Source organism: Streptomyces sp. Wb2n-11, from assembly GCF_001049855.1.
GTDB classification, from domain to species: Bacteria; Actinomycetota; Actinomycetes; order Streptomycetales; family Streptomycetaceae; genus Streptomyces; species Streptomyces altiplanensis.
The window spans coordinates 5,009,100-5,032,128 of record NZ_CVPB01000001.1 but is presented as its reverse complement, the minus strand read 5'-3'; the positions used below and the strand labels follow the sequence as shown (position 1 = coordinate 5,032,128).

24 protein-coding genes are annotated in these 23,029 nt (G+C 70.2%); 18 read left to right on the top strand and 6 right to left on the bottom strand.

Going from position 1 to position 23,029, the window contains the following annotated elements; translation table 11 throughout:
• Positions 1 to 56: 56 nt before the first annotated feature.
• The 9 genes from BN1555_RS22915 to BN1555_RS22875 all read left to right on the top strand — a co-directional run bounded on the left by BN1555_RS22915 (position 57) and on the right by BN1555_RS22875 (position 8,575).
• Positions 57 to 2,261 carry a cell division protein FtsK gene (locus BN1555_RS22915; RefSeq protein WP_093801133.1) on the top strand — a complete coding sequence of 735 codons (2,205 nt, stop codon included), beginning with the start codon at positions 57 to 59 and terminating at the stop codon, positions 2,259 to 2,261.
• A gap of 140 nt (positions 2,262 to 2,401) precedes the next feature.
• Complete coding sequence (locus BN1555_RS22910) at positions 2,402 to 2,653, top strand: hypothetical protein (RefSeq protein ID WP_093801132.1); 252 nt, start codon at positions 2,402 to 2,404, stop codon at positions 2,651 to 2,653.
• A gap of 166 nt (positions 2,654 to 2,819) precedes the next feature.
• Positions 2,820 to 3,008 carry a hypothetical protein gene (locus tag BN1555_RS22905; protein ID WP_093801131.1) on the top strand — a complete coding sequence of 63 codons (189 nt, stop codon included), beginning with the start codon at positions 2,820 to 2,822 and terminating at the stop codon, positions 3,006 to 3,008.
• A gap of 10 nt (positions 3,009 to 3,018) precedes the next feature.
• Positions 3,019 to 3,627, top strand: a complete 609-nt coding sequence (locus BN1555_RS22900) for a hypothetical protein (RefSeq protein WP_093801130.1) — start codon at positions 3,019 to 3,021, stop codon at positions 3,625 to 3,627.
• 3 nt (positions 3,628 to 3,630) lie between these two features.
• A complete protein-coding gene (locus tag BN1555_RS22895) occupies positions 3,631 to 4,155 on the top strand; it encodes a hypothetical protein (protein ID WP_093801129.1) in 525 nt (174 codons plus the stop codon).
• An 84-nt stretch (positions 4,156 to 4,239) separates the two neighbouring features.
• Complete coding sequence (locus BN1555_RS22890; protein WP_093801128.1) at positions 4,240 to 5,166, top strand: bifunctional DNA primase/polymerase; 927 nt, start codon at positions 4,240 to 4,242, stop codon at positions 5,164 to 5,166.
• Complete coding sequence (locus BN1555_RS22885; RefSeq protein WP_093801127.1) at positions 5,163 to 6,713, top strand: YfjI family protein; 1,551 nt, start codon at positions 5,163 to 5,165, stop codon at positions 6,711 to 6,713. Before BN1555_RS22890 ends, BN1555_RS22885 begins: the two co-directional genes overlap by 4 nt.
• A gap of 284 nt (positions 6,714 to 6,997) precedes the next feature.
• Positions 6,998 to 7,225 carry a helix-turn-helix transcriptional regulator gene (locus BN1555_RS22880; RefSeq protein WP_093801126.1) on the top strand — a complete coding sequence of 76 codons (228 nt, stop codon included), beginning with the start codon at positions 6,998 to 7,000 and terminating at the stop codon, positions 7,223 to 7,225.
• Between the two features lie 84 nt (positions 7,226 to 7,309).
• The gene (locus BN1555_RS22875) at positions 7,310 to 8,575 is read left to right on the top strand and encodes a tyrosine-type recombinase/integrase (RefSeq protein ID WP_093801125.1); all 1,266 of its coding nucleotides are present in this window, start codon (positions 7,310 to 7,312) and stop codon (positions 8,573 to 8,575) included.
• Between the two features lie 75 nt (positions 8,576 to 8,650).
• Here the strand turns inward: BN1555_RS22875 and BN1555_RS22870 are convergent, their stop codons facing one another.
• Positions 8,651 to 10,012, bottom strand: coding sequence for a glutamine synthetase family protein (locus tag BN1555_RS22870; RefSeq protein ID WP_093801124.1), 1,362 nt, complete (start codon positions 10,010 to 10,012; stop codon positions 8,651 to 8,653).
• Between the two features lie 298 nt (positions 10,013 to 10,310).
• On the opposite strand from BN1555_RS22870, the gene BN1555_RS22865 reads away from it, so the two are divergent.
• The 3 genes from BN1555_RS22865 to BN1555_RS22855 all read left to right on the top strand — a co-directional run bounded on the left by BN1555_RS22865 (position 10,311) and on the right by BN1555_RS22855 (position 13,005).
• Positions 10,311 to 10,670 carry a MerR family transcriptional regulator gene (locus tag BN1555_RS22865; RefSeq protein WP_093801123.1) on the top strand — a complete coding sequence of 120 codons (360 nt, stop codon included), beginning with the start codon at positions 10,311 to 10,313 and terminating at the stop codon, positions 10,668 to 10,670.
• Between the two features lie 274 nt (positions 10,671 to 10,944).
• Positions 10,945 to 11,148 (top strand): cold-shock protein, encoded by a 204-nt coding sequence (locus tag BN1555_RS22860; RefSeq protein WP_028811307.1) that lies wholly within the window; start codon positions 10,945 to 10,947, stop codon positions 11,146 to 11,148.
• 321 nt (positions 11,149 to 11,469) lie between these two features.
• Positions 11,470 to 13,005 carry a DEAD/DEAH box helicase gene (locus tag BN1555_RS22855; protein WP_093801122.1) on the top strand — a complete coding sequence of 512 codons (1,536 nt, stop codon included), beginning with the start codon at positions 11,470 to 11,472 and terminating at the stop codon, positions 13,003 to 13,005.
• A gap of 81 nt (positions 13,006 to 13,086) precedes the next feature.
• Here BN1555_RS22855 and BN1555_RS22850 read toward each other — a convergent pair whose 3' ends face one another.
• Together BN1555_RS22850 and BN1555_RS22845 are read right to left on the bottom strand one after the other, a co-directional pair.
• Positions 13,087 to 13,584, bottom strand: coding sequence for a DUF6328 family protein (locus BN1555_RS22850; protein ID WP_093801121.1), 498 nt, complete (start codon positions 13,582 to 13,584; stop codon positions 13,087 to 13,089).
• Positions 13,581 to 13,964 carry a hypothetical protein gene (locus tag BN1555_RS22845; RefSeq protein ID WP_093801120.1) on the bottom strand — a complete coding sequence of 128 codons (384 nt, stop codon included), beginning with the start codon at positions 13,962 to 13,964 and terminating at the stop codon, positions 13,581 to 13,583. Before BN1555_RS22845 ends, BN1555_RS22850 begins: the two co-directional genes overlap by 4 nt.
• 271 nt (positions 13,965 to 14,235) lie before the next feature.
• Between BN1555_RS22845 and BN1555_RS22840 the strand changes: the two genes are divergently transcribed.
• The gene (locus BN1555_RS22840; protein WP_093803572.1) at positions 14,236 to 14,625 is read left to right on the top strand and encodes a VOC family protein; all 390 of its coding nucleotides are present in this window, start codon (positions 14,236 to 14,238) and stop codon (positions 14,623 to 14,625) included.
• A 52-nt stretch (positions 14,626 to 14,677) separates the two neighbouring features.
• Here BN1555_RS22840 and BN1555_RS22835 read toward each other — a convergent pair whose 3' ends face one another.
• Complete coding sequence (locus BN1555_RS22835) at positions 14,678 to 15,643, bottom strand: LLM class F420-dependent oxidoreductase (protein WP_093801119.1); 966 nt, start codon at positions 15,641 to 15,643, stop codon at positions 14,678 to 14,680.
• Positions 15,644 to 15,742: 99 nt separating this feature from the next.
• Between BN1555_RS22835 and BN1555_RS22830 the strand changes: the two genes are divergently transcribed.
• The 5 genes from BN1555_RS22830 (at position 15,743) to BN1555_RS22810 (ending at position 20,366) form a co-directional block, all read left to right on the top strand.
• Complete coding sequence (locus tag BN1555_RS22830; protein ID WP_093801118.1) at positions 15,743 to 16,177, top strand: hypothetical protein; 435 nt, start codon at positions 15,743 to 15,745, stop codon at positions 16,175 to 16,177.
• Between the two features lie 68 nt (positions 16,178 to 16,245).
• Entirely contained in the window at positions 16,246 to 16,893 is a 648-nt protein-coding gene (locus BN1555_RS22825) for a DUF3105 domain-containing protein (protein WP_093801117.1), read from the top strand.
• Entirely contained in the window at positions 16,893 to 17,561 is a 669-nt protein-coding gene (locus tag BN1555_RS22820) for a DUF305 domain-containing protein (RefSeq protein ID WP_093801116.1), read from the top strand. The genes BN1555_RS22825 and BN1555_RS22820 overlap by 1 nt, the downstream gene beginning before the upstream one ends.
• 110 nt (positions 17,562 to 17,671) lie before the next feature.
• Positions 17,672 to 18,535: a DUF4190 domain-containing protein gene (locus tag BN1555_RS22815; RefSeq protein WP_255306131.1), complete on the top strand. Its 864-nt coding sequence runs from the start codon at positions 17,672 to 17,674 to the stop codon at positions 18,533 to 18,535.
• A 73-nt stretch (positions 18,536 to 18,608) separates the two neighbouring features.
• Positions 18,609 to 20,366, top strand: a complete 1,758-nt coding sequence (locus BN1555_RS22810) for an NAD+ synthase (RefSeq protein WP_093801114.1) — start codon at positions 18,609 to 18,611, stop codon at positions 20,364 to 20,366.
• Positions 20,367 to 20,479: 113 nt separating this feature from the next.
• On the opposite strand, the gene BN1555_RS22805 is transcribed toward BN1555_RS22810, so the two are convergent.
• Together BN1555_RS22805 and BN1555_RS22800 are read right to left on the bottom strand one after the other, a co-directional pair.
• A complete protein-coding gene (locus BN1555_RS22805; protein ID WP_093801113.1) occupies positions 20,480 to 21,709 on the bottom strand; it encodes an MFS transporter in 1,230 nt (409 codons plus the stop codon).
• Between the two features lie 162 nt (positions 21,710 to 21,871).
• Positions 21,872 to 22,894, bottom strand: coding sequence for an endonuclease/exonuclease/phosphatase family protein (locus tag BN1555_RS22800; RefSeq protein WP_093801112.1), 1,023 nt, complete (start codon positions 22,892 to 22,894; stop codon positions 21,872 to 21,874).
• Between the last annotated feature and the right edge of the window lie 135 nt (positions 22,895 to 23,029).

Sequence of the window (23,029 nt, the reverse complement as noted above, 5' to 3'; positions counted from 1 at the left end):
TACCAAAGCGCCGTCCGGGCCCCTTCCAACCCCTCCGTTTCCGGAAGGAATCAGCAGTGAATCACGACGACGAAAGCGAACTGTTCAACCGCCTCGAAGCCGACATGCCCGCCGACTCGGGTGCGGACGTGGTCGACCTCGACAAGGCACGGTCGGCCCGTACCGGGTCGGCCGACTCCGAGGCGGGCGAGTCGACCGGCCCGGCCCCGGCTCAGTCGGGTGCAGGGGCGGCCCCGGTGATGGTCGACGGACCGGCCCCGGTCGGGCCCGGGTTCATGGACCGCATCAAGGGCGCCAAGCGCCGCCCGGTCGTCCCGATGTGGCTAAAGTCCACGGCGGAACTCAAGGCCGCCACCGCTTGGGTGGCCGGGCACTACGGCCACAAGGCCGGGTACCACGCCTTCCGCTCCCCGGTCTACGCCGCCCGCCTCGCGCTGCTGTCACCACGCGGGGCCGCCAAGTTCGTCGGCGGCACCCTGCGCTGGGTTGCCGATAAGGAGGGTGAGCCGGTTCGGCTGGCGATGGTGGAGAAGGAGGACGCCGCCACCTACCTCAAGCTGTCCCGGCAGCGTGATGCGCGGGTGCGGCTGCGGACCCTGGTCGCCGTACTCGCCGGGCTGATCGGCATGGGTGCAGCCCTTGCCCTGTACGTGCTGGCCCCCGGCTGGCTTCAGGCCGTGTCGGTCAGTGCGCTGCTGCTGGCCCTGGGTCATGCGGGGCGGCCCGAGGATGCACCGGTCATCACGCGTGCGGTGGACCTGCCGCAGGTGCAGCGCCTGACCTCGGACATCGTGGCCCGGGCGTTCGCCGCTCTCGGTATCGCGGAGATCAACAAGCAGGCGGCCAAGGGCAAGCCCGGTATCGAGTTCAAGGCCCCGATCCAGCGGGACGGCAAGGGCTGGCGCGCGGACCTGGATCTCCCGTACGGAGTGACCGTGTCCGATGTGCTGGACCGGCGCGAACGCCTCGCCTCGGGTCTGCGCAAGTCGCTGGGCTGCGTGTGGCCCGAGCCTGTCCCGGGGGAGCACCCGGGGCGGGTGATGCTGTGGGTGGGGGATCAGGACATGGCCCGCGCCCCCCAGCCGTCGTGGCCGCTGCTCAAGACCGGCACCGCTTCGCTGTTCAAGCCCGTCCCGTACGGAACGGACCCGCGCGGCCGGCAGGTCGGTTTCGACCTGATGTACGCGAACTTCCTGACCGGCGCCATGCCGGGCCGCGGCAAGACGTTCGCCCTGCGCATCCTGCTGCTGGCGGCGGCCATGGACCCCACGGCGGAGCTGCACACCTGGGAGTTCAAGGGCACCGGCGACTTTTCCTCGTTCCAGCCCATCTCCCACTCCTACGGCTCCGGCCCCGGCGATGACGCCACGGTCGAAGGCTGCGTGGACGCCATGGAGTACGTCTACGGCGAACTGGACCGGCGGGCGCGGGTCATCAACAAGCTGCCCAAGGACATCTGCCCGGAGAACAAGGTCACCCCAGCCCTCGCGGCGAAGAACTCCCTTGGCCTGCACCCGCTGGTGATGTCCATCGACGAGTGCCAGGAAGTCTTCACCCACGAGAAGTTCGGCAAGAAGGCCGCCGAACTGGCCACCGCCATCATCAAGCGCGGCCGCGCACTCGGGGTGATCCTGCTGCTCGGTACCCAGCGCCCGGACGCCGACAGCCTGCCCAAGGCCATCAGCGCCAACGTCGGCATCCGGTTCTGCCTTCAGGTCATGGGCCAGCCCGAGAACGACATGGTCCTGGGGACCTCGATGTACAAGAACGGCATCCGCGCCACCTCGTTCACCGCCGCCGACCTGGGTATCGGCTACCTGGTCGGGGCGGGGCCGAACCCGCAGATCGTCCGCTCCTACTACATCGACAACGCCACCGCCGACAAGATCTGCGAGCGCGCCAAGGCCGCCCGCGCGGCGGCCGGCACACTGCCCGACCTGGACGCGCCGAAGAAGGAGAAGGTCGCGGACACCCTGCTGGCCGACATCCTCGCGGTCATGCCCGCCGATGAGGCCAAGGTGTGGAACGAGACGATCGTGGAGCGCCTCGCGGAGCTGCGGCCCGAACGCTACGGCGACTGGGCCCGCATGAGCGGCGAGGAGCAGACCGCGCACCTGACCGCAGCCCTCAAGCCCTACGGCATCGCCACCGGGCAGGTCGGGCGCCGGATCGACGGCAAGTTCGTCAACAAGCGCGGAATCAAGCGCGACGACATCACCACCGTGGTAGCGGAGCGTAACCGAAGCCGGGACGCGAGCTGACCGTCCGAGGCTGCTATCGATAGCGGGCTGACCCGCTATCGATAGCAGCCCCGATAGCAGCTCACATGAGCGCTGATCAGGTCGCTAGCGTATAGCGGCCCACCTGCGGAAACCTCTGAAACCGCCTGTGGAGGCCCTTCATGCCCCCTGCCCTCCTAGCTATCGCCTGCCTGCTGGCTATCACAATCTGTTACGGCGGGCTGTGCGCGGCTTCGCCGTTCGGCAACTGCCGCAAGTGCAAGGGCTTCGGCTACGCGCTCAAGAAGGACCGGCGCGGACGGCTCAGGTCCGGCAAGACCTGCCGCCGCTGCCGTGGCGACCGCAAGCGCATCCGCGTCGGCCGCCACCTGTTCAACGTCGCCGCCCGCATCCACCGCGACGGCACCCGCTGACCCAAGCGGCCACAAAGCGACCGGCGACCGCCCGTCATGAGACGGACCCCGCTCCGAGCAGGAGCTAGGCAGGCGCGGTCGCCGGTCAAATCCCCAAGCTTGCGAGCACCCGGGGACCTGCGGATCTTAACCAGCTCTCCTCGCCCACCGAAAGCGAGATTCCACCGTGGCCATCACCGTCTCTCTCGTCGCCCTGTTCGGGCTCGTCCTGTTCTTCCTCCTCCGCTCAAAGACCCTCGGCTACGGCTCCGCCTTCATCGCCACGATGTTCGGCTTCTACCTCGCCTCCACCGGAGCCTCCAAGCCCATGAACGACCTCACCACCGCCGTCGTAGACGCCCTCGGCAACCTCTAGGAGGCCGGTCATGAACGAACCCATCGTCGCCCGCCACTGGCTCGCCCTCGCCGCCCCCAAGGCGGCCCCCGCCGTGGCCACGTCCACCGTGCTGATTCTGGGGCGGGTCTGGAACGCCAACGGCGCCGAACACTCAACCGGCAACGCGGCCTTGATGGTCGTCCTGGCCGCCGGGGCAGCCACCGCCGGCGCTTTCGCGTCGGCCGGCCGCGCGGGTGACCCGGTGATCGCCGGGACCGCGTTCGCCAGCTCCGGCGCGCTGGCCCTAGCCGGAGTCGCCGGATACGCCGACGGCCTGCCGCTGCCGCTGCTGCTGTGGGCCCTGGCCACCACCGCTGCCTACGGCATCGCCGCCCGCTACTGGCGCACCGACCGCCGTGACACGCTCGCCCACGAGCGGCACACCACCCAGCGGCGCGAGGAACACGGCCACATCGAACGCGTTGAAGCCCTGCGCGCCGGGGCGCAGATCGAGGTGGCCCGCGAGGGCGCCCAGTACGCGCAGGCGCTCGCCCAGGCCCTCATTCACCGCGAGGCGCTGCCCGGTTTCGACCCCACCCAGCTCACCCGGGCCGGGCTGCCCGAACTCCCCGCCATCGAGAACCCCAAGGAGCACTGACCCATGTTCGAGATCCGCATCATCTGCACCGAACCCGAGGCAAGCCAGATCACCAATGCGCTGTCCCAGACGTTCACCACCGGCAACGCGCGACGGTACCCCAGCCCTGCCGGCAGCAAGGTACGTCTCTACATCACCGCCGAGCAGCGGCCCGGTACCGCACCGTGGCCGACACCGGAACTCGCCTACAAGAGCGCGCCGAGCATCATCAGTGAGATCGGCTGGACCGCAGAGCGCGCCAGCGAAGCCATCTCCCCCATCGGTCTGGCGGACGTGAGGGAGTTCTGGCTTCGTAAGGCCGCGGTCCTGGACCGCATCGCGCTTTGTGAGGCCGACGAGGTCGAACCGAATGACGCGGCTGAGGCCGCGACCGAGGCCGGGCGTCGGGTGCTGGTCATCGACAACGCCTTGGTGCTGGGGCCCTCCGCGAGCAACAGCGACCCCTACGGCCCCGGGCACCCCGAGTCCATCGCCAACCCGCGCGGCTACGTCCGCCAGGAGTACGCCCGCTGGGCCAAGCACCAATAAATACGCCCGGGGCGGTCGCCTCTCGCCAAAGACCGCGACCGCCCCGGCTCTCTGTCCCTTCGCAGAAACAGGAGAACCCCTAGCATGACACCAACGAACTCCTCGGCGCTGCTCTGTACCGCCCTGGCCGTCGCCGCACGGGGCTGGCCCGTCTTTCCTCTGCGGCCTGACGACAAGCGGCCCGCCGGGCACGCTGAGGCCCGCTGCCCCCGTACCGGCCGATGCGCGGACGGGCACCGCACCCCCGAACAGCGCGCCACCCGCAACGCGGAGCACATCACCCAGTGCTGGCAGGCAGCCCCCTACAACGTCGGCATCGCCACCGGACCGGCCGGACTCGTCGTGTTGGACCTCGATCTCCCCAAGGACGACACGGACACCGCGCCGCCCGAGTGGGCGGGCCTGGCCGATGGCTTGGACGTGTTCGCCGCCTTGTGCGAGCAGGCTGGCGCGCGGCTGCCGACCGAGACCTACACGGTGCGCACCCGCCGTGGCGGACAGCACCTGTACTTCACCGCGCCTGGTGAAAAGCGGCTACGCAGCACGGGCGGCACGTTGGGGTGGAAGGTCGATACCCGCGCTTGGGGCGGGTACGTGGTTGCGGCCGGCAGCGTCGTCGGCGGAGCGCCCTACGAGGTCATTCACGACGCGCCCCCGGCCCCCCTCCCTGCGTGGCTCTGTGACCTGCTTACCCCGCAGCCCGCACCGGCTCCGATGCCGCTGGCAGAGCTGTCCGCCCGGATGCGCAACGCCACTGCCTACAGCACCGCCGCACTGCGTGGTGAGCTGGAGAAGGTGTTGTCCGCCCGCCAGGGCGGTCGTAATCGTGCGGTGTACTTCGCCGCCTACGCCCTCGCACGGATGATCCGCAACGGCGACTTCACCGAGACCTCCGTCAGCAGCGAGCTGATGAGCGCCGGACAGTCGATCGGCCTGTCCGCCGCAGAGTGCCGTACCGCGATCCGCTCGGGACTCGTCCGGGGCGGCGCTCTGGAGGCGAGTGCGGCATGAGCGCACAGCCCGTAGACAGCTCGGAGCTGTGGGCCGGTTTCGAGGCCCTGGACGCGCAGCAGGCAGCCACCGCGCCGTGGGAAGACCCGATCCCGCTCACCGCACGGCGGGAACTGCCCGCCTTCCCCACCGAGGTCTTCCCGGCCTGGCTGGGGGACTTCGTGCGGGCGGTGGCGGAGGAGACGCAGACGCCGGTGGACATGGCCGCCTCCCTCGCCCTGGCCGTGCTGGCTACCGCTGCCGGGGGCCGCACCGTGGTCCACGTCCGGGGGCGGTGGCGCGAGCCGACGAACGCGTTCGTGGTCGTGGCGCTGCCACCGGGCAACCGGAAGTCGGCGGTGTTCTCGTTGATGACGAACCCGCTCTACAAGTCCGAGACGATGCTGGCCGCCGCGTCCGCCGGCCGAATCATCGAGGCCGAGCTCACCGCGAAGCTCGCCAAGGAAGTTGCGGAGAACGCAGCCGCCAAGGCGGCCCGCGCAGACGCCGACAAGCGCGACGAACTCATTGCCGAAGCGATCGGGTTGGCGCAAGCCGCTGAAGGGCTCACGGTTCCCGCAAAACCCCGCCTGCTGGCCGACGACGCCACCCCGGAAGTCATCGCTTCGCTGCTGGCCGAACAGGGCGGCAGGCTTTCCGTGATGAGCGCGGAGGGTGGCATCTTCGACATCATCGCCGGGCGCTACTCCGGCACCCCGAACATGGAGGTCTTCCTCAGGGGACAGGCGGGCGACCGCCTCCGGGTCGACCGCCGGGGGCGTGAGGAGTTCATCGAATCCCCCGCCCTGACCATGGGCCTGACCGTGCAACCGTCCGTCCTGGAAGACATCGGCCGCATCAAAGGAGCGGGCGATCGAGGACTGTTGGGCCGGTTCCTCTACTCACTGCCTCAGTCCCTGGTGGGGCACCGCAAGATCCTGCCGGAGACGATCCCCGACGAGGTGGCCGACACCTACGAGAATCGCGTCATCGACCTGACCATGTCCCTCGCGGACTGGACAGACCCCGCCGTCCTTCAGCTCTCGCCGGAAGCCAACGAGGTGCTCGTCGCCTACGAGCGACGGCAGGAGCCGCGGCTTCGTCAGCGCGGCGGAGACCTGGGGCACGTCGGGAACTGGGCAGCCAAACTTGGCGGCGCAACCTGCCGCCTCGCAGGTCTCCTCCACCTGGCCACGCACACCGAGAACGGGCACACGCGGCCCATCCCCGCCGACACCATGGCCGACGCGGTCAAGCTCTCGGACTACTTCACCGGCCACGCCCTCGCGGTCTTCGACCTCATGGGAGCCGACCACACCGCCAACCGCGCTCGCATCGTCTACGAGCTGCTGCGCGCCAACGCGTGGACCGAGGTCAGCAAACGCGAGGTCATGACCAAGCTCTCCCGCGCGGAGTTCCCCACCGTGGCCGACCTCGACCCCGCGCTGAACCTCCTCGAAGAGCACGGCTACATCCGCGCCCAGCCCGTCCTCCGCAGCGGTGGACGTGGCCGGCCGCCGTCACCGCGCTACCTGGTTCACCCGCAGCTGAGCGAACCAGCCGTCTGACCCCCGCCACAGAAACCACAGAATCACAGAAATAACCCCGCCCACCCCCTGACCTGCACAAACACTGTCAGGGGCGGCCTGGGGGCGGGCTGCCACAGAAACCCGCAGAAGTCCCACACAAATACGAGCCCACTCCGGGCCGCTTATTTCTGTGGAACTTCCCGCGATTTCTGTGGCAGCCCGCCCTACCCCCGGGGTCGACGTTTCCCCAGGTCAGAGCACCTGCCCCGGCTTTCTGTGTATTTCGTGGTTTCTGTGGCGCTCCGCCATCGACAGGAGAAGCCGTGGCCACGCCCCAAGACTCACGCGCAACGCTGCGATCCGGGCTTCCGGATCGGTACCTCACCCCTGAAGACCTCGCGGAAATGTTCAGCCTCCCGAGCGTCGAGACCGTCTACGCCTGGCGCAAGAAGCGCACCGGCCCGCCCGGATTCCGCGTCGGGAAGCACCTGCGCTACGACCCCGAAGCCGTCCGCGCGTGGGTCAACTCGCTCGACAAAGAAGCAGCTTGAACGAGTCACGCGAGCAGCGGGGGCCTGTCAGGCCCCCGCTGCTCGGCATGGCACCACACCCGCCCTATGACCAAGGAGGCCGCGTTGGCCGGCCACATCCAAGACCGCTGGTACAAGACCGAACCAGGAACCGACGGCAGGACTCGGCGTGTGAAGACCGACCGACACGGCACCGGCATGCGCTACCGCGCCCGGTACATCGGTCCCGACGGCACCGAGAAGAGCAAGTCCTTCCCTGACCGGCAGAAGCGCCTCGCCGAACAATGGCTCTCTCACATAGAGGCCGACATGTCACGCGGCGCCTACATCGACCCGACCGCCGGCCGCACCACCTTCCGGCAGTACGGAGAGAAGTGGATCGCCTCGCAGACCACCGACATGACGACACGCGTTCCGGTGGCAGTACAGCTCAGGCTTCACGCCTTCCCGTACATGGGCTCGCGCCCGCTGGACTCCTTCCAGCCCACGCACATCAGGGAGTGGCTGAGCGAGCTGGAGCGCGCAATCCCCGCGTCGTCCTACCGCCGTGTCATTTTCGCGAGCGTGTCGTCTGTCCTGAGTGCTGCCGTAGACGACACCCTGCTCGCCAAGAATCCGTGCAAGGCCCGTTCGGTCCGAGCGCCGGAGCGGGCTGCGCCTCGCGTACGTCCGTGGCCTGCGGAGCGCGTCTTCGCGGTACGGGCGGCGCTCCCCAAGCGCTACCAAGCGATGACCGACCTTGGGGGCGGTTGCGGCCTCAGGCAAGGGGAGATCTTCGGGCTACCGGAGGACGAGGTGAACTACGAGACCGGGTGGCTGCACGTCGCCTATCAGGTCAAGGTCGTCAACGGGCACCTCGTGTTCGCACCGCCGAAGCGGGGCAAAGAGCGCGACGTACCGCTGCCCGCGAGCGTCGCTCGCGTGCTCAGGCAGCACCGGAAGGATTTCCCGCCGGTACCTGTGACGCTCCCGTGGCTCCGCCCGGACGGCTCCCCCGTCACCAAACGACTGCTGTTCAGCCTCACGGGTGGCAGCGCGGTCCGTCGCACCGACTTCAACACCCGGATCTGGAAGCCTGCGCTCGTGGCTGCTGGGGTGATCTCAGAGCCAAAGGCCGGGGAAAGGCACGCGGCAGCGCGCGAGCACGGGATGCATGCCCTGCGGCACTTCTACGCGTCGGTCCTCCTGGACGCCGGGGAGAACATCAAGGCTCTGAGCGCCTACCTCGGTCACAGCGATCCCGGCTTCACGCTCCGGACGTACACGCACCTGATGCCCAGCAGCGAGGGCCGGACCCGCAAGGCGGTAGACAGCATGTACGAGGCCGCCGAATCCACGCCGGACGGCCCAGAGACGGCCCAGAGTGAATGAGACGCCTCCGGGCCAGCACCATCGCGGTGCCGGCCCGGAGCGTCGCTCAGGCGGAAAGTGCCCGCTGACCTGCGCTTACAGCACCGGCAGGTTCTTCCGCAGCTCGAAGGCGGTGACCTCGGAGCGGTACTCCTCCCACTCCTGCTTCTTGTTGCGCAGGAAGAAATCGAAGACGTGCTCGCCCAGCGTCTCGGCGACCAGTTCGCTGCGCTCCATCAGGGCGATGGCCTCGCCGAGGTTCTGCGGCAGCGGCTCGATGCCCATCGCGCGGCGCTCGGCGTCGGACAGCGCCCAGACGTCGTCGTCGGCGCCCGGCGGGAGTTCGTAGCCCTCCTCGATGCCCTTGAGCCCGGCGGCGAGCAGGACGGCGTACGTCAGGTACGGGTTGGCGCCGGAGTCGATCGAGCGGACCTCGACGCGCGCCGAGCCGGTCTTGCCCGGCTTGTACATGGGGACGCGGATCAGCGCGGAGCGGTTGTTGTGGCCCCAGCAGATGTACGACGGGGCCTCGCCGCCCGAGCCGGCCGTGCGGGTGGAGCCGCCCCAGATGCGCTTGTAGGAGTTGACCCACTGGTTGGTGACGGCGGAGATCTCCGCGGCGTGCTTGAGCAGGCCCGCGATGAAGGAGCGGCCGACCTTGGAGAGCTGGTACTCCGAGCCCGACTCGTAGAACGCGTTGCGGTCGCCCTCGAAGAGGGAGAGGTGGGTGTGCATGCCCGAGCCCGGGTATTCGCTGAACGGCTTCGGCATGAAGGTGGCCTGCACGCCCTGCTCCAGCGCCACCTGCTTCATGACCAGCCGGAACGTCATGATGTTGTCGGCGGTCGACAGCGCGTCGGCGTAACGGAGGTCGATCTCCTGCTGACCCGGGGCGCCCTCGTGGTGGCTGAACTCGACCGAGATGCCCATGGACTCCAGCATGGTGATCGCCTGGCGGCGGAAGTCCATGCCGACGTTCTGCGGGGTGTGGTCGAAATAGCCCGAGTTGTCGGCGGGCGTGGGCCGGGTACCGTCCAGGGGCTTGTTCTTCAGCAGGAAGAACTCGATCTCGGGGTGGGTGTAGAAGGTGAAGCCGAGGTCCGAGGTCTTGGCGAGGATCCGCTTCAGCACATAGCGCGGGTCCGCGAAGGACGGCGAGCCGTCCGGCATCAGGATGTCGCAGAACATCCGGGCCGTGCCGGGGGCCTCGGCCCGCCACGGGAGGATCTGGAAGGTGCCCGGATCCGGCTTGGCGATCATGTCGGACTCGTACACGCGGGCGAAGCCCTCGATCGCGGAGCCGTCGAAACCGATGCCCTCGTCGAAGGCCTGTTCAAGTTCGGCCGGGGCCACCGCGACCGACTTCAGGAAGCCGAGTACGTCGGTGAACCACAGGCGCACGAACCGGATGTCGCGTTCCTCGAGCGTACGGAGCACGAATTCCTGCTGCTTATCCATCTGGTCTTCCTACCCATCCTTGCCGGTCAAGCCGCCTGCTCCCACGCCTCGGGCGCACGTCGGGGCACCTGAGCATCCCACCACACGGTTTCCAACACGTTGCGGCCCCTCGGACCGACATCCGGCGTCGTACGGGTGTACAGCAGGCTGCGGCCCGGCACCACCCCTGTACCGCTTTCCCCACAGTGTCCGCGGCACGCCGGGGCGGGTCCACGCCGGCACATCGGCGACGGGATATCTGTCACGGCCGGAGCAGACATGCCACACTCGTAGTGTTCCGCTCCGAGCGCTACAGAAGATGGTGCAAGTGACCGCTGAGACCCACCAGAACACCAAGGCCGACCGTTTCGACGACGACGACTTCCCCGCCTACACCATGGGCCGGGCCGCCGAGATGATCGGCACCACCCCCGCGTTCCTGCGGGCCGTCGGCGAAGCACGGCTGATCACCCCGCTGCGCTCCGAGGGCGGCCACCGCCGCTACTCCCGCTACCAGCTGCGCGTCGCCGCCCGCGCCCGGGAACTGGTCGACCACGGCACCCCCATCGACGCGGCCTGCCGGATCGTCATCCTCGAGGACCAGCTGGAAGACGCCCTGCGCATGAACGAACAACTGCGTGAGCCAGGCCGTTCCGAACAGCAGGAGCAGAATATCTAGTGCGGCAGCTGCAGAATTTAAAGCGGTCCGCATGGAGAGTTTATGGCGGCGCAGCGGATGTGACGAAAGACCCCTGGCACGTCCGCGACGCCGTGCTAGTGTGGATCTCAAGTTGCAGTTGTGGTTCCCAAAACTTCAAGTGCTCCTACGGCTCCATGCCGCGGGCGCACTTTCGTATTTCCGGTGCTTTGTTTCCGGACGGGGCAATCATCGCGGCAACGCGACTCGGAGTCCGCACAGGGCGGCCTCCGGCACTGCTCCAAAGGAGAATGACATGGCTTCCGGCACCGTGAAGTGGTTCAACGCAGAAAAGGGCTTCGGCTTCATCGAGCAGGAGGGCGGCGGCGCCGACGTCTTCGCCCACTACTCCAACATCGCCACCCAGGGCTTCCGTGAGCTCCAGGAAGGCCAGAAGGTGACCTTCGACGTCACGCAGGGCCAGAAGGGCCCGCAGGCCGAGAACATCGTTCCCGCCTGACGCTGACGCGTACACACGGTCGGGGCCCGCACCTGAGGGTGCGGGCCCCGTCTCGTTGCTTCGAATCGTTGCCCCGACTCGGTCGCCGTACAGCGCCACCGACTCATGAGCGGTCGGCCACGATTCCCGTCGGCCCCGCCCCCGTCCGTGCTTTCTCCGTACGGATTCCAGCCACTTCGAAGCGCCCGGCCGAAAGGTATTCAAACCTTTCCGGGCCGACTTCATTTCGGCTTCTTATTTACCGGCTCGTTCTTGCGATTCCTTGCGGCAGTCACTGCTGCCCGGAATTCCTCGAAACGTGCCCATCGAGGAAAGGTTCAGATGAACCGCGCAGCACGCTCGAACGACCGTGATCGATTCTCCCGTACCCGCGCCGGCGGCAACTTCGCCGGCCGCACCAGCGACCGCGGCGAGCGCTTCCGCCCGGCGGGGCCGGGCCGCCCCTCCGGGTCTTCCGGCTCTTCCCGCCGGCCCGCCCAGCGCCGGTCCTCCGCGCCGCAGGGTGAGTTCGCCCTGCCGGTCAGCACCACGCCGGCCCTGCCCGCGGTCGAGGCCTTCGGTGAGCTGGGCATGCCCGCGCCCCTGCTGGCGGCGCTCGCCGCCGAGGGCGTATCGGTGCCGTTCCCGATCCAGGCCGCCACGCTGCCGAACTCGCTGACCGGACGCGACGTCCTGGGCCGCGGGCGTACCGGCTCGGGCAAGACCCTGGCCTTCGGGCTGGCGCTGCTGGCCCGCACGGCCGGACAGCGCGCCGAGTCGCGTCAGCCGCTGGCGCTGGTGCTGGTGCCCACCCGCGAGCTGGCCCAGCAGGTCACCGAGGCGCTCACCCCCTACGCGCGCGCCGTACGGCTGCGGATCGCCACGGTGGTCGGCGGCATGTCCATCGGCCGCCAGGCCGGCGCGCTGCGCACCGGGGCCGAGGTCGTCGTGGCCACCCCGGGCCGGCTCAAGGACCTGATCGAGCGCCGTGACTGCCGCCTGGACCAGGTGAAGATCACGGTGCTGGACGAGGCCGACCAGATGACCGACATGGGCTTCATGCCCCAGGTCACCGAGCTGCTCCAGCAGGTCGCCCCCGGGGGCCAGACGATGCTGTTCTCGGCCACGCTGGACCGCAATGTCGACAAGCTGGTCCGCACCTACCTGACCGACCCGGTGGTCCACTCGGTCGACGCCGCACAGGGCGCGGTCACGACGATGGAGCACCACCTGCTGCACGTCCACCCGGCCGACAAGCAGGCCACGGCCACCGAGATCGCGGCCCGCGACGGCAAGGTGATCATGTTCCTGGACACCAAGCACGCCGTGGACCGGCTGACCCGGGACCTGCTGGCCAGCGGGGTGCGGGCGGCCGCGCTGCACGGCGGGAAGTCGCAGCCGCAGCGCACCCGCACGCTCGACCAGTTCAAGAGCGGGCACGTGACGGTGCTGGTCGCCACCAATGTGGCGGCACGCGGCATCCACGTCGACAACCTCGACCTGGTCGTCAACGTCGACCCGCCGACCGACCACAAGGACTACCTGCACCGCGGCGGCCGTACCGCCCGCGCCGGCGAGTCCGGCAGCGTCGTCACCCTGGTGCAGCCCAACCAGCGCCGCGAGATGACCCGGCTGATGCAGGCCGCCGGCATCACCCCGCACACCGCCCAGGTCCGCTCCGGCGACGCCGAGCTGACCCGGATCACCGGCGCGCAGGCACCCTCCGGCATCCCCGTCACGATCTCCTCGCCGGTCAGCGAGCGCCCCAGGCGCAGCGCGTCCTCGCAGCGCGGGCGGCGCAGCGCTCCGGCGCAGTCGCGCCGCCGCGCCTACGGCAGCGGGAGCAGCGGCAGCGGCAGCCGGGGCAGCGCCGCGTAATCAGGGCTGCGCTTCCTGAGCGACACGCGCGGCAGCGCGCGCAGTACGGGCAGGGCCGGTGCGGGCAAGGAGCGACTTCGGTCAGTTCTTGCCCGCACCGGCATGCCGGGCCCAGACGGGCAGTACGAACCAGCACAGCACGAACCAGGCCACCAGCCCGCCGACCAGCCACAGGGCGAGCGAGCTGTCCAGCGCCAGCCGAAGGATCAGCAGCAGCGCCAGCGCCATCGTGCCCAGCAGCAGCACCAGCCCGAGAAGGGTCAGTCTGGACGCCCACATCACCGTCTGTGGCTTGAGCCGGCGGCCGGTGACCAGGCGGTGGAAGGAGACCGGGCCGACCAGCGACCCCACCGTCGCCGCTCCGACCACGACCGTGACGACGTAGATGTTCCGGTCGGTCGTCGACAGGTCGGCGAACCGCGGCTGGAAGACGACGGTCAGCAGGAAGGCGAACAGGATCTGCACGCCGGTCTGCGCGACCCGCAGCTCCTGGAGCAGCTCGGCCCACAGACGGTCCGCCCGCTCCTCCTCCGTCTCGTTACGGCCCCGCCGGAGCCCCCGGGGCCCCGCATCGCTCATGGTGCCGTCCCGGGCCCGCTCTCCAGACGCAGCTGAAGCTCCTTCTCCTGGTCGCCGGAGGCGGAGCCCTCCTCGGACACGGAAAACGCCGATTCGAGCTGCTCGCGCAGCTGGTCCACCGCCCGGTAGCCGCCCTGGAGGGTGACGGAGACGGACTCCGTCAGCCGTGCGGGAGCGGCCTGCTCCCGCACGGCGGACACGTCGTAGGTGGCGCTCCACACCATCGGACGTCCGCCCGTGTCGTCCCGCGGTGCGTCGTCGGACGGGCGGTCGGAGGTGAAGGCGGTGCACAGGGCGCCGAAAACGGCGTTGGCGTCCTCCTTGGAGCTCCCGGTGACTTCGACCAGGACCTGCGTTCCGGTGTGTTCCGTGCTGTTCACGGTGAGGCCTCTTTCTCTCGTCGTCGCCGATCCCCAGGCTCACCCGGCGGGATCGCGTACGCGACCGGAGACCGCGGACCGGCGGGTCCGCGGTCCGGCGGTACCGCAGGTCGGCGCCCGGATGGCTGCGGCGCGGGTACCCGCTTGCGCGGCGGCGATGCGTCCGGCCCGGATCCGGAGGCCGTGACGGTCCGTGTGCCGCCGCATCCCGCGGGTAGACGGTAGGCGGGTGAACGGCCGTCCGGCCGCCTGCGTCGAGTGGGGAGAGCAGATGACAGTCGCGAAACAGAGCGTTCTCGTCCTGGACTGCGCGAAGCCCGAGGAGCTGGCGGAGTTCTACGCCGCCCTGCTGGGCGCGGAAGCCAGGGTCGGGACCAACCCGGACTTCGTGGAGATCGTGGGCCACCGGGGCGTAGAGCTGGCGATCCGCAGGGACCACGGCTACGCCCCGCCCAGCTGGCCGCGTCCGGAGGACTCGCAGCAGGCGCACCTGCGGATCCTGGTGGGGCGGGGCGACATGGACGAGGCGGAGCGCGAGGCCGTGAGCCTCGGTGCCCGGCCCGTGGACACGAAGAACAACAGCGGCCCGCGCGACGAACGCGTGTACTCCGATCCGGCGGGGCACTCCTTCACGCTGGCCCACACGGGTGCTCCGCGCTGACCGCCCTCCGTCCGCGCCGGCCGCCTTCCGCCGCCCGCCCCGCCGCCGGTTCTCAGAGTTCGCGCAGGGCGGGCAGCAGTTCCTTCTCCGCCCATTCGATGAAGGGCCGCTGGTGGTCGCCGCCGACCTGGACCAGGGCGATCTCGGTGAAGCCCGCTTCGGCGTACGGCCGTACCGCCTCGACGAACGTCTCGACGTCCGAGCCGCACGCGATGGACTGCGCGACGTCCTCGGGTCGTACGAACCGGGTGGCCTGGCCGAATCCGGCGGGACCCGGCAGCTCGGAGTTGACCTTCCAGCCGCCGACGGACCAGCGGAACTGCTCGTGCGCCCGCTTGAGCGCCGCGTCCCGGTCGGTGTCGAAGCAGACCGGGACCTGGCCGACCCGGGGCTTTCCGCTGCCGCCGTGGCGGTCGAACGCCTCCAGGAGTTCCCTCTTGGGCTCGGTGGCGACGACCAGGTCGCCGAGCCGGCCGGCGAGCTCGCAGGACCGGGGGCCGGAGACCGCGATGCCGATCGGGGGGAGCTGCTCGGGCAGGTCCCAGAGCCGGGCGTTCTCGACGTCGTAGTGCGTGCCGTGGTGGCTCACGTCGCCGCCGGCGAACAGGGCGCGGATGATCTCCACGGCCTCCTCCAGCATCTCCAGGCGGACGTGGGCGGCGGGCCAGCCCGCGCCGACGACGTGCTCGTTGAGGTTCTCGCCCGACCCGAGGCCGAGCCGGAACCGGCCCTCCGAGAGCAGCTGCACGGTCGCGGCCTTCTGGGCGACGACGGCGGGGTGGTAGCGGACCGTCGGGCAGGTCACGTACGTCATCAGCGGAATGCGTGAGGTGGCCTGGGCCGCCGCGCCGAGCACGCTCCAGGCGTACGGTGCGTGGCCCTGTTCGTCCAGCCACGGGAAGTAGTGGTCCGAGGTGACGGAGAAGTCGAAGCCGGCGCGCTCCGCGGCGACCACGTGGTCGACCAGATCGCGGGGCCCGGCCTGCTCGGTCATCATCGTGTATCCGATTTGCACCATGGAAGACGGGTTGCCGATCGCCGGGACACAAAACATCCGCCCCACTGGATGCAGCCCGCATGGCATGGGAGGGGCCTTCGCGCACTACGATCTGCGCCCATGGGGGGACTGCGGCAATCCCGCACCGGGCGTACCAGACGCACCACACGTCCCATAGCGCTGCTGAGCGCTGTGGCGACGCTGCTCGTCGCGCTCTTCGTCTGCCTGGGTGGGGGGTTCGAGCCGGGTTCCGAGCCCCGGGAGCACCACGGGGCCGTCGCCGGCACCGCCCTTCCCGTTCCCGTCGCCTCCACGGCCGCCGCTGTCGCCGCTCCCGCGCGGGACGGACACGCGTACGTCTGTCCGTACGACTCCCAGCACTGCGGCGCCTTCCCGCACCTGTCCCCCGCCGTGCTCACCGTGCCGCCGCCGGCGACGCCGGTGACCGCCGAGCCGCAGCACTGCGCACCGCGGGCCGCCACCGACCCGGTACGCGGCGCCGGGGCGCTTCCCCGGGCGCCGGGGCGACATGTCCTTCAGGTGATGCGGACGTAGCCGGACCGCCCGCACCCGGGCCCCCGGCATCCCACGACCCCCTCTTCAGCAGGCGAAGGACATACATCATGGCTTCCAACAAGACCGCCAACGCGTCGCGCAAGGCCCGAATAGAGGAGATGCGCCGCGCCGAGCAGTCGCGCGAGCGCCGCAACCGGCTCATCACGATCGTCATCAGCACGGTCGTCGTGGCCGGCCTGGTCGGATTCGGCTCGTACGTCTTCCTCCAGGAGTCGGAGAAGAAGGAGAAGGCGACGGCCCAGGCCAAGGCTCCCGTCAAGGGCGAGAAGTCCTGGGAGGCCAAGAAGCTGGGCCGCGATCACGTCACCAAGGACGTCTCCTACCCGATGACGCCGCCGGTGGGCGGTGACCACCACCAGGTGTGGATGAACTGCGACCGGGACGTCTACAAGAAGGAGATCCCCAAGGTCAACGCGGTGCACTCGCTGGAGCACGGCGCGGTCTGGGTGACGTACAACGACAAGGCGTCGGACGCCGACGTCGAGAAGCTCGCCGAGAAGGTCGGCAAGACCTCGTACTCGATGATGAGCCCGGTCAAGGACCAGGCCGGGGCGCTCATGCTCAGCGCGTGGGGCAAGCAGGTGACCGTGGACAGCGCGGCGGACCCGCGGGTCGACCAGTTCTTCACGAAGTACGTGCAGGGACCGCAGACGCCCGAGCCCGGTGCGGCGTGCACGGGCGGTATGGGCCAGTGATGACGCGTACGTACTGGGCCGCCGTCACGGCCGTGGTCCTCGCGCTGCTCTTCGCGGCCGGGGCGGTCACGGTCGCCTCCGGGAACGGCGGCGAAGGCGGCGGCACCGCCGCCGCGGGCCGGACGCCCGCCGGGGACTCGGCGGACGCGGGTTTCGCGCGGGACATGGCGGTGCACCACCAGCAGGCGGTGGAGATGTCGTTCATCGTGCGCGACCGCACCGAGGACGAAGAGGTGCGCAGGCTGGCGTACGACATCGCCAACACCCAGGCCAACCAGCGGGGCATGATGCTCGGCTGGCTCGATCTGTGGGGCCTGCCGAAGCACTCGCCGGACGAGCCGATGGCCTGGATGGCCGGGGAGGATTCCTCCGGCCACGGCAGCCACGGGGCGCACGAGGCGCGTGACGGAGCGCTCATGCCCGGCATGGCGACCAGGGCCGAGCTGGCGGAGCTCCGCGAGGCGGACGGCAAGCAGGCGGAGATCCTCTACCTCCAGCTGATGACCGACCACCACGAGGGCGGCGTCGCGATGGCCCAGGGCTGCGCCGACCGGTGCGAGGTCACCACGGAGCGGTCCCTGGCGCAGGGCATGGTCGACGCCCAGGAGTCGGAGATCAAGCTGATGGCCGACCTGCTGAAGGCGCGGGGCGCGGCTCCCCGCCCCTGACCGGGCCGCCCCGCCGCCCGCCCTCACGGACCGCCCGGACCACCGCGTCCGGGCGGTCCGTCCTGTTGAAGTCGTCGAACTTTCGTTCGCCCATGCCTGAAGGACGCCGGATGACCATGCCCGCCCCGCCCTCCGACCAGAGCCCGTGGGGCCCGCCACCGGCCGGGTTCCCGGCACCGCCGCCCCCGGTGGGGCAGCAGCCCCGCAACGGCATGGGCATCACGGCGCTGGTACTCGGCACGATCGGTGCGGTCCTCGGCCTGGCCGTGTTCCTGTTCTGGATCTCCTGGCTGCCCGCCCTGCTGGCACTGGTCTTCGGCATCGTCGGGCTCGGCCACGCCCGCAAGGGGCTGGCGACCAACAAGGCGATGGCCCTCACCGGGCTGGTCCTCGGCGCGGCGGGACTGCTGCTCGCCGTCGGCGGCGGGGTGTTCACCTTCTCGAAGGTCGCGGAGTTCACCGACGGCATCCGCTCGGACGTCGAGACCGCCGAGGCGGAAGCGGACGCGGCGGAGGCTTCCGCCGCCGCGTCGGCAAAGGCTGAGGCTTCCGCCTCCGCCGCGGCGGAGGAGGCGAGGAACCTGGCGTTCGGCGAGACGTACACGTACGAGAACGGCCTGAAGGTCACGGTCTCCGGGCCGCGGCCGTTCGTGCCGGACGAGTTCGCGTTCGGCCACCCGAAAGGCAACAAGGCGGTCGAGGTGACGGTGACCGTGGTCAACGGGGGCAGCGAGAAGACCGACCTCAAGACGGGCCTGCCGAGGGTCGGCGACGCCGACGGGGCCGATGCGGAGCTGCTGATCGACGGCAGCGGCCGGCAGAAGGTCCTCACCGGCATGCTCCTTCCCGGCAAGCGTGCGGTCGGGAAGTACGCCTTCTCGCTGCCCGCCGGCGCGGCCGACCGGATACGGGTGACGTTCAGCCCCGACCTGATGAAGTACGACGACGCCTTCTGGTCCGGCCCCGCCACGTAGGGCCGGACCCGGCCGAGCGGGTCCGGCATGACTTTCCGAGGACATCGCGTCAGAGAGACGATAAACTGGGCGCGTGCCTCAACTACGCCTCGCTCTGAACCAGATCGACTCGACCGTCGGGGACCTCGCCGGCAACGCCGAAGCGATCGTCCGCTGGACCCGGCACGCCGCCGGGCAGGGCGCCCACCTCGTGGCGTTTCCCGAGATGGCACTGACCGGATACCCCGTGGAGGACCTCGCCCTGCGGTCGTCCTTCGTCGAGGCGTCGCGCGACGCCGTGCGGGCGCTCGCGGTGCGCCTCGCCGAAGAGGGCTTCGGGGAGGTCCCGGTCGTCGTCGGCTACCTCGACCGCTGCGAGAAGGCCCAGCCGCGCTACGGCCAGCCCGCCGGCTCCCCGCAGGACGCCGCCGCCGTGCTGCACCGCGGCGAGGTCGCGCTGTCCTTCGCCAAGCACCACCTCCCCAACTACGGCGTCTTCGACGAGTTCCGGTACTTCGTGCCGGGCGACTCCATGCCCGTCGTCCGCGTGCACGGCGTCGACGTCGCCCTCGCCATCTGCGAGGACCTCTGGCAGGACGGCGGCCGCGTACCGGCCACCCGGTCCGCCGGGGCGGGTCTGCTGCTCTCCGTCAACGCCTCCCCGTACGAGGTCCACAAGGACGACAGCCGTCTGGAGCTGGTGCGCAAGCGTGCCCGGGAGGCGGGCTGCACGACGGCGTACGTCGCGATGACGGGCGGCCAGGACGAGCTGGTCTACGACGGCGACTCGATCGTCTGCGACAAGGACGGCGAGGTCGTCGCGCGCGCCCCGCAGTTCTCGGAGGGCAGCATGCTGCTCGACCTGGACCTGCCTGCCGCGAGCCCCGTCCCCCCGTCCGGGACGGTCGACGACGGGCTGCGCATCGACCACGTCGTGCTCTCCGAGGAGCCCCTCCCCGCCTACGAGCCCGAGCTGACCGGCGGATACGCCGAGCGCCTGGAGGACGAGGAGGAGGTGTACTCGGCGCTGGTCGTGGGCCTGCGCGCGTACGCCGCCAAGAACGGCTTCGGCTCCGTCCTGGTCGGGCTGTCCGGCGGCATCGACTCGGCGCTCGTGGCCGCGATCGCGTGCGACGCGCTGGGCGCGCGGAACGTGTACGGCGTGTCCATGCCGTCGAGGTACTCCTCGGAGCACTCCCGGCACGACGCGGCCGAACTGGCCCGCCGTACCGGACTGAACTTCCGGACCGTACCGATCGAGCCGATGTTCGACGCGTACATGGGCTCGCTCGGCCTGACCGGGCTCGCCGAGGAGAACCTCCAGTCGCGGCTGCGCGGCACCACTCTGATGGCCATCTCCAACCAGGAGGGCCAGATCGTGCTCGCGCCGGGCAACAAGTCCGAGCTGGCGGTGGGCTACTCGACGCTCTACGGCGACTCGGTCGGCGCGTACGGGCCGGTCAAGGACGTCTACAAGACGTGGATCTTCGCGCTGGCGAGGTGGCGGAACAAGGCGGCCGAGGAGCGGGGCCAGACCCCGCCGATCCCGGAGAACTCCATCTCCAAGCCGCCGAGCGCGGAGCTGCGCCCCGGCCAGGTCGACACCGACTCGCTGCCGGACTACGACGTGCTGGACCGGATCCTGGAGATGTACGTCGACAAGGACCAGGGCCTGGACTCGATCGTGGCCGCGGGCTTCGACCGGGCGCTGGTCGCGAAGACGCTGCGGATGGTGGACGCGGCGGAGTACAAGCGCCGGCAGTACCCGCCGGGCACGAAGATCTCACCGAAGGGCTTCGGCAAGGACCGCCGCCTGCCGATCACGAACCGGTGGCGCGAGTCGCCCGTCTGACGCGTGTGCCGCGGGGCTCCGCCCCGGGGCCCTGGAGGGCCCCGGGGGGCCCGGGGGTCCGGAGGCGAGCCCCTGGGGCCCGGGAAGGGACGGCGGGCAGGCGGAAGACCCCGTCAGGCCACCGTGTCGCGCACCGGCTCCCGGTTCACCGCGCCCCCGGCCACCACCCGCGAGCGGGACGGCGCCGGGGCGCGGTCCAGGAGGCCCGCCGTGACGGCGATCGCGAGACCCGCCGCCGCCAGCACCGCACCGACCAGCGTCGGGGACATCCAGCCCCAGCCGGCGGTGATCGCCATGCCGCCGAGCCACGCACCACCCGCGTTGGCGAGGTTGAAGGCCGAGTGGTTGGAGGCCGAGGCCAGGGTGGGGGCGTCCTTGGCCTTGTTCATGACCAGCATCTGGAGCGGTGTGGTGGTCATGAAGCCGACCGCGCCCAGCACCACCACGGTGACCAGCGCCGCCCACTGCACGTGCACGGTGTAGTCGAACGCCAGCAGGACGACCGCGAGGGCGCCCAGTGAGCCGTAGAGCGTGGGGCGCAGGGCGCGGTCGGTCAGCGGGCCCGCCGCGAGGGCGCCCAGCGTCATGCCGATGCCGAAGAGGGCGAGGACCAGCGTCACGGAGGACTCGCCGAAGCCCATGACCTCGGTCGTCATCGAGGCCAGGTAGGAGTAGACCGCGAAGACGCCCGCGAAGCCGAAGACGGCGGTGAGCAGGCCGAGCAGGACCTGGCGGTTGCCGAGGGTGCGCAGTTCGCGGCCCACGCTCTGCCGGGTGTCCGTCGGCACGTACGGAACCAGGCGGGCCAGCGCCGCCATCGCGACCAGGCCGATCACCGCCACCACCAGGAACGTGGCGCGCCATCCCAGGTGCTGGCCGAGCAGGGTGGCGGCGGGTACGCCGACGATGTTGGCGACCGTCAGGCCCAGGAACATCGTCGCCACGGCCCGCGCCTGCCGCCCGTCCGCGACCAGCCGCGCCGCGACCACCGCGCCGACCCCGAAGAACGCCCCGTGCGGCAGCCCGGCGAGCACCCGGCCCGCCACCAGCCAGCCGAAGCCGGGGGCGAGGGCCGAGGCGAGGTTGCCGACCGTGAAGAGGGCCATGAGCAGCAGGAGCATGCGCTTGCGCGGGATGCGCGAGCCGAGGGCGGTGAGCAGGGGGGCGCCGATGACCACGCCGATCGCGTACGCCGACACGAGGTAGCCGGCGGTGGGCACCGAGGTGTCCAGATCGTCCGCGACATTGGGCAGCAGGCCCATCATGACGAATTCGGTGGTGCCGATGCCGAAGGCACTCACGGCGAGAGCGAGCAGAGCTACGGGCCTGGGCGGCCGGGGCATGGGGAGACCTTCCACAAGAGGGACTTCGTTCCTGTACTGAACAAAGTCTCTCAGGTGAAATGTTCCGCCACGTGAACACGGGATTGCGGCAGGGCGTGCGGGCGTCGGATCCCGCACGTCGGGGCGTCGGATCCCGCAGGTCGGGGCGTCGGATCCCGCGCGTCAGATCTCCACGCGCGCCGCGATCGGCAGGTGGTCGCTGTTCGTCTCCGGCAGGGCCCACGACGACACCGGCCTGATCCCCTTCACCATGATCTGGTCGATCCGCGCCATCGGGAACGACGCCGGCCAGCTGAAGCCGAAGCCGTCGCCCGCCGCGCCCTGCGTGGACCGCATCTGCGAGGTGACGGCGTTCAGGGCCCGGTCGTTCATCGTGCCGTTCAGGTCGCCGAGGAGGACGACCTTGCCGACGGGCTCGCGGGCGATGGCCTCGCCCAGCGCGTCCGCGCTGTCGTCGCGCTGCCCGGCCGTGAAACCGGCGTTGACCTTGACCCGTACCGACGGCAGGTGGGCGACGTACACCGCGACGTCGCCCGACGGCGTCGCCACCGTCGAGCGCATGGCGCGGGTCCAGCCCATCTTGATGTCGACGGGCTGCGTGCCGGTCATCGGGTACTTGCTCCACAGACCGACCGTGCCCTGCACCGAGTGGTACGCGTACGTGTCGGACAGGGCGCTCTCGTACGACGACACCTCACTCGGCTTGAGCTCCTGCAGCGCCACCACGTCCGCGCCCGAGTCGGCCAGCTCGCGGGCCGTCCCCCGGGGGTCCGGGTTGGCGGCGTTGACATTGTGGGTGGCGACCATGAGGTTGCCGCCCGTCTCCGACTTGTCGGTGAGCAGGCCACCGAAGAGATTGAGCCAGACCAGGGCAGGCAGCAGCAGGGCGACGAACGCGGTCGCCGAGCGGCGCAGCAGGGCGGCGGCGAGCAGAAGCGGAACGCCCAGGCCCAGCCAGGGAAGGAAGGTCTCGGTGAGGCTGCCGAGGTTGCCGATCGCGTTGGGGATCTGCGCGTGGAAGACCATCAGCAGCGTGATCAGGAGCGCGCAGAGCGCGAGGAGGATGCCGCGCCGCCAGATGCCGCGGTCGTGACGCAGGCTTTCGAGGCGGCGCCGGAGCCGGGATCCGGAACGCTCAGGCCCTGAGCTGCCGTTCTCCGTGTCCGTCATGTACGCCTGCGCCATTCCGCTGTCCTCACTGCCTTGCCGTGCACACCGCTCCCGCCTTCAGACCCTAGGTGATGACCGGTGTTTTTCCCCGCCGCCGAACACGGCGGCCGTACTGCCACGAGGACGACGGGGCGCCGCGGCGGGTTCCGG

Coding starts and splice junctions, on each gene's coding strand:
- BN1555_RS22910 (WP_093801132.1), top strand. CDS start 2,402: ATGCCCCCTGCCCTCCTAGCTATCGCCTGCCTGCTGGCTATCACAATC.
- BN1555_RS22900 (WP_093801130.1), top strand. CDS start 3,019: ATGAACGAACCCATCGTCGCCCGCCACTGGCTCGCCCTCGCCGCCCCC.
- BN1555_RS22895 (WP_093801129.1), top strand. CDS start 3,631: ATGTTCGAGATCCGCATCATCTGCACCGAACCCGAGGCAAGCCAGATC.
- BN1555_RS22890 (WP_093801128.1), top strand. CDS start 4,240: ATGACACCAACGAACTCCTCGGCGCTGCTCTGTACCGCCCTGGCCGTC.
- BN1555_RS22885 (WP_093801127.1), top strand. CDS start 5,163: ATGAGCGCACAGCCCGTAGACAGCTCGGAGCTGTGGGCCGGTTTCGAG.
- BN1555_RS22870 (WP_093801124.1), bottom strand. CDS start 10,012: ATGGATAAGCAGCAGGAATTCGTGCTCCGTACGCTCGAGGAACGCGAC.
- BN1555_RS22865 (WP_093801123.1), top strand. CDS start 10,311: ATGGTGCAAGTGACCGCTGAGACCCACCAGAACACCAAGGCCGACCGT.
- BN1555_RS22860 (WP_028811307.1), top strand. CDS start 10,945: ATGGCTTCCGGCACCGTGAAGTGGTTCAACGCAGAAAAGGGCTTCGGC.
- BN1555_RS22855 (WP_093801122.1), top strand. CDS start 11,470: ATGAACCGCGCAGCACGCTCGAACGACCGTGATCGATTCTCCCGTACC.
- BN1555_RS22850 (WP_093801121.1), bottom strand. CDS start 13,584: ATGAGCGATGCGGGGCCCCGGGGGCTCCGGCGGGGCCGTAACGAGACG.
- BN1555_RS22840 (WP_093803572.1), top strand. CDS start 14,236: ATGACAGTCGCGAAACAGAGCGTTCTCGTCCTGGACTGCGCGAAGCCC.
- BN1555_RS22835 (WP_093801119.1), bottom strand. CDS start 15,643: ATGGTGCAAATCGGATACACGATGATGACCGAGCAGGCCGGGCCCCGC.
- BN1555_RS22830 (WP_093801118.1), top strand. CDS start 15,743: ATGGGGGGACTGCGGCAATCCCGCACCGGGCGTACCAGACGCACCACA.
- BN1555_RS22825 (WP_093801117.1), top strand. CDS start 16,246: ATGGCTTCCAACAAGACCGCCAACGCGTCGCGCAAGGCCCGAATAGAG.
- BN1555_RS22820 (WP_093801116.1), top strand. CDS start 16,893: ATGACGCGTACGTACTGGGCCGCCGTCACGGCCGTGGTCCTCGCGCTG.
- BN1555_RS22815 (WP_255306131.1), top strand. CDS start 17,672: ATGACCATGCCCGCCCCGCCCTCCGACCAGAGCCCGTGGGGCCCGCCA.
- BN1555_RS22805 (WP_093801113.1), bottom strand. CDS start 21,709: ATGCCCCGGCCGCCCAGGCCCGTAGCTCTGCTCGCTCTCGCCGTGAGT.
- BN1555_RS22800 (WP_093801112.1), bottom strand. CDS start 22,894: ATGGCGCAGGCGTACATGACGGACACGGAGAACGGCAGCTCAGGGCCT.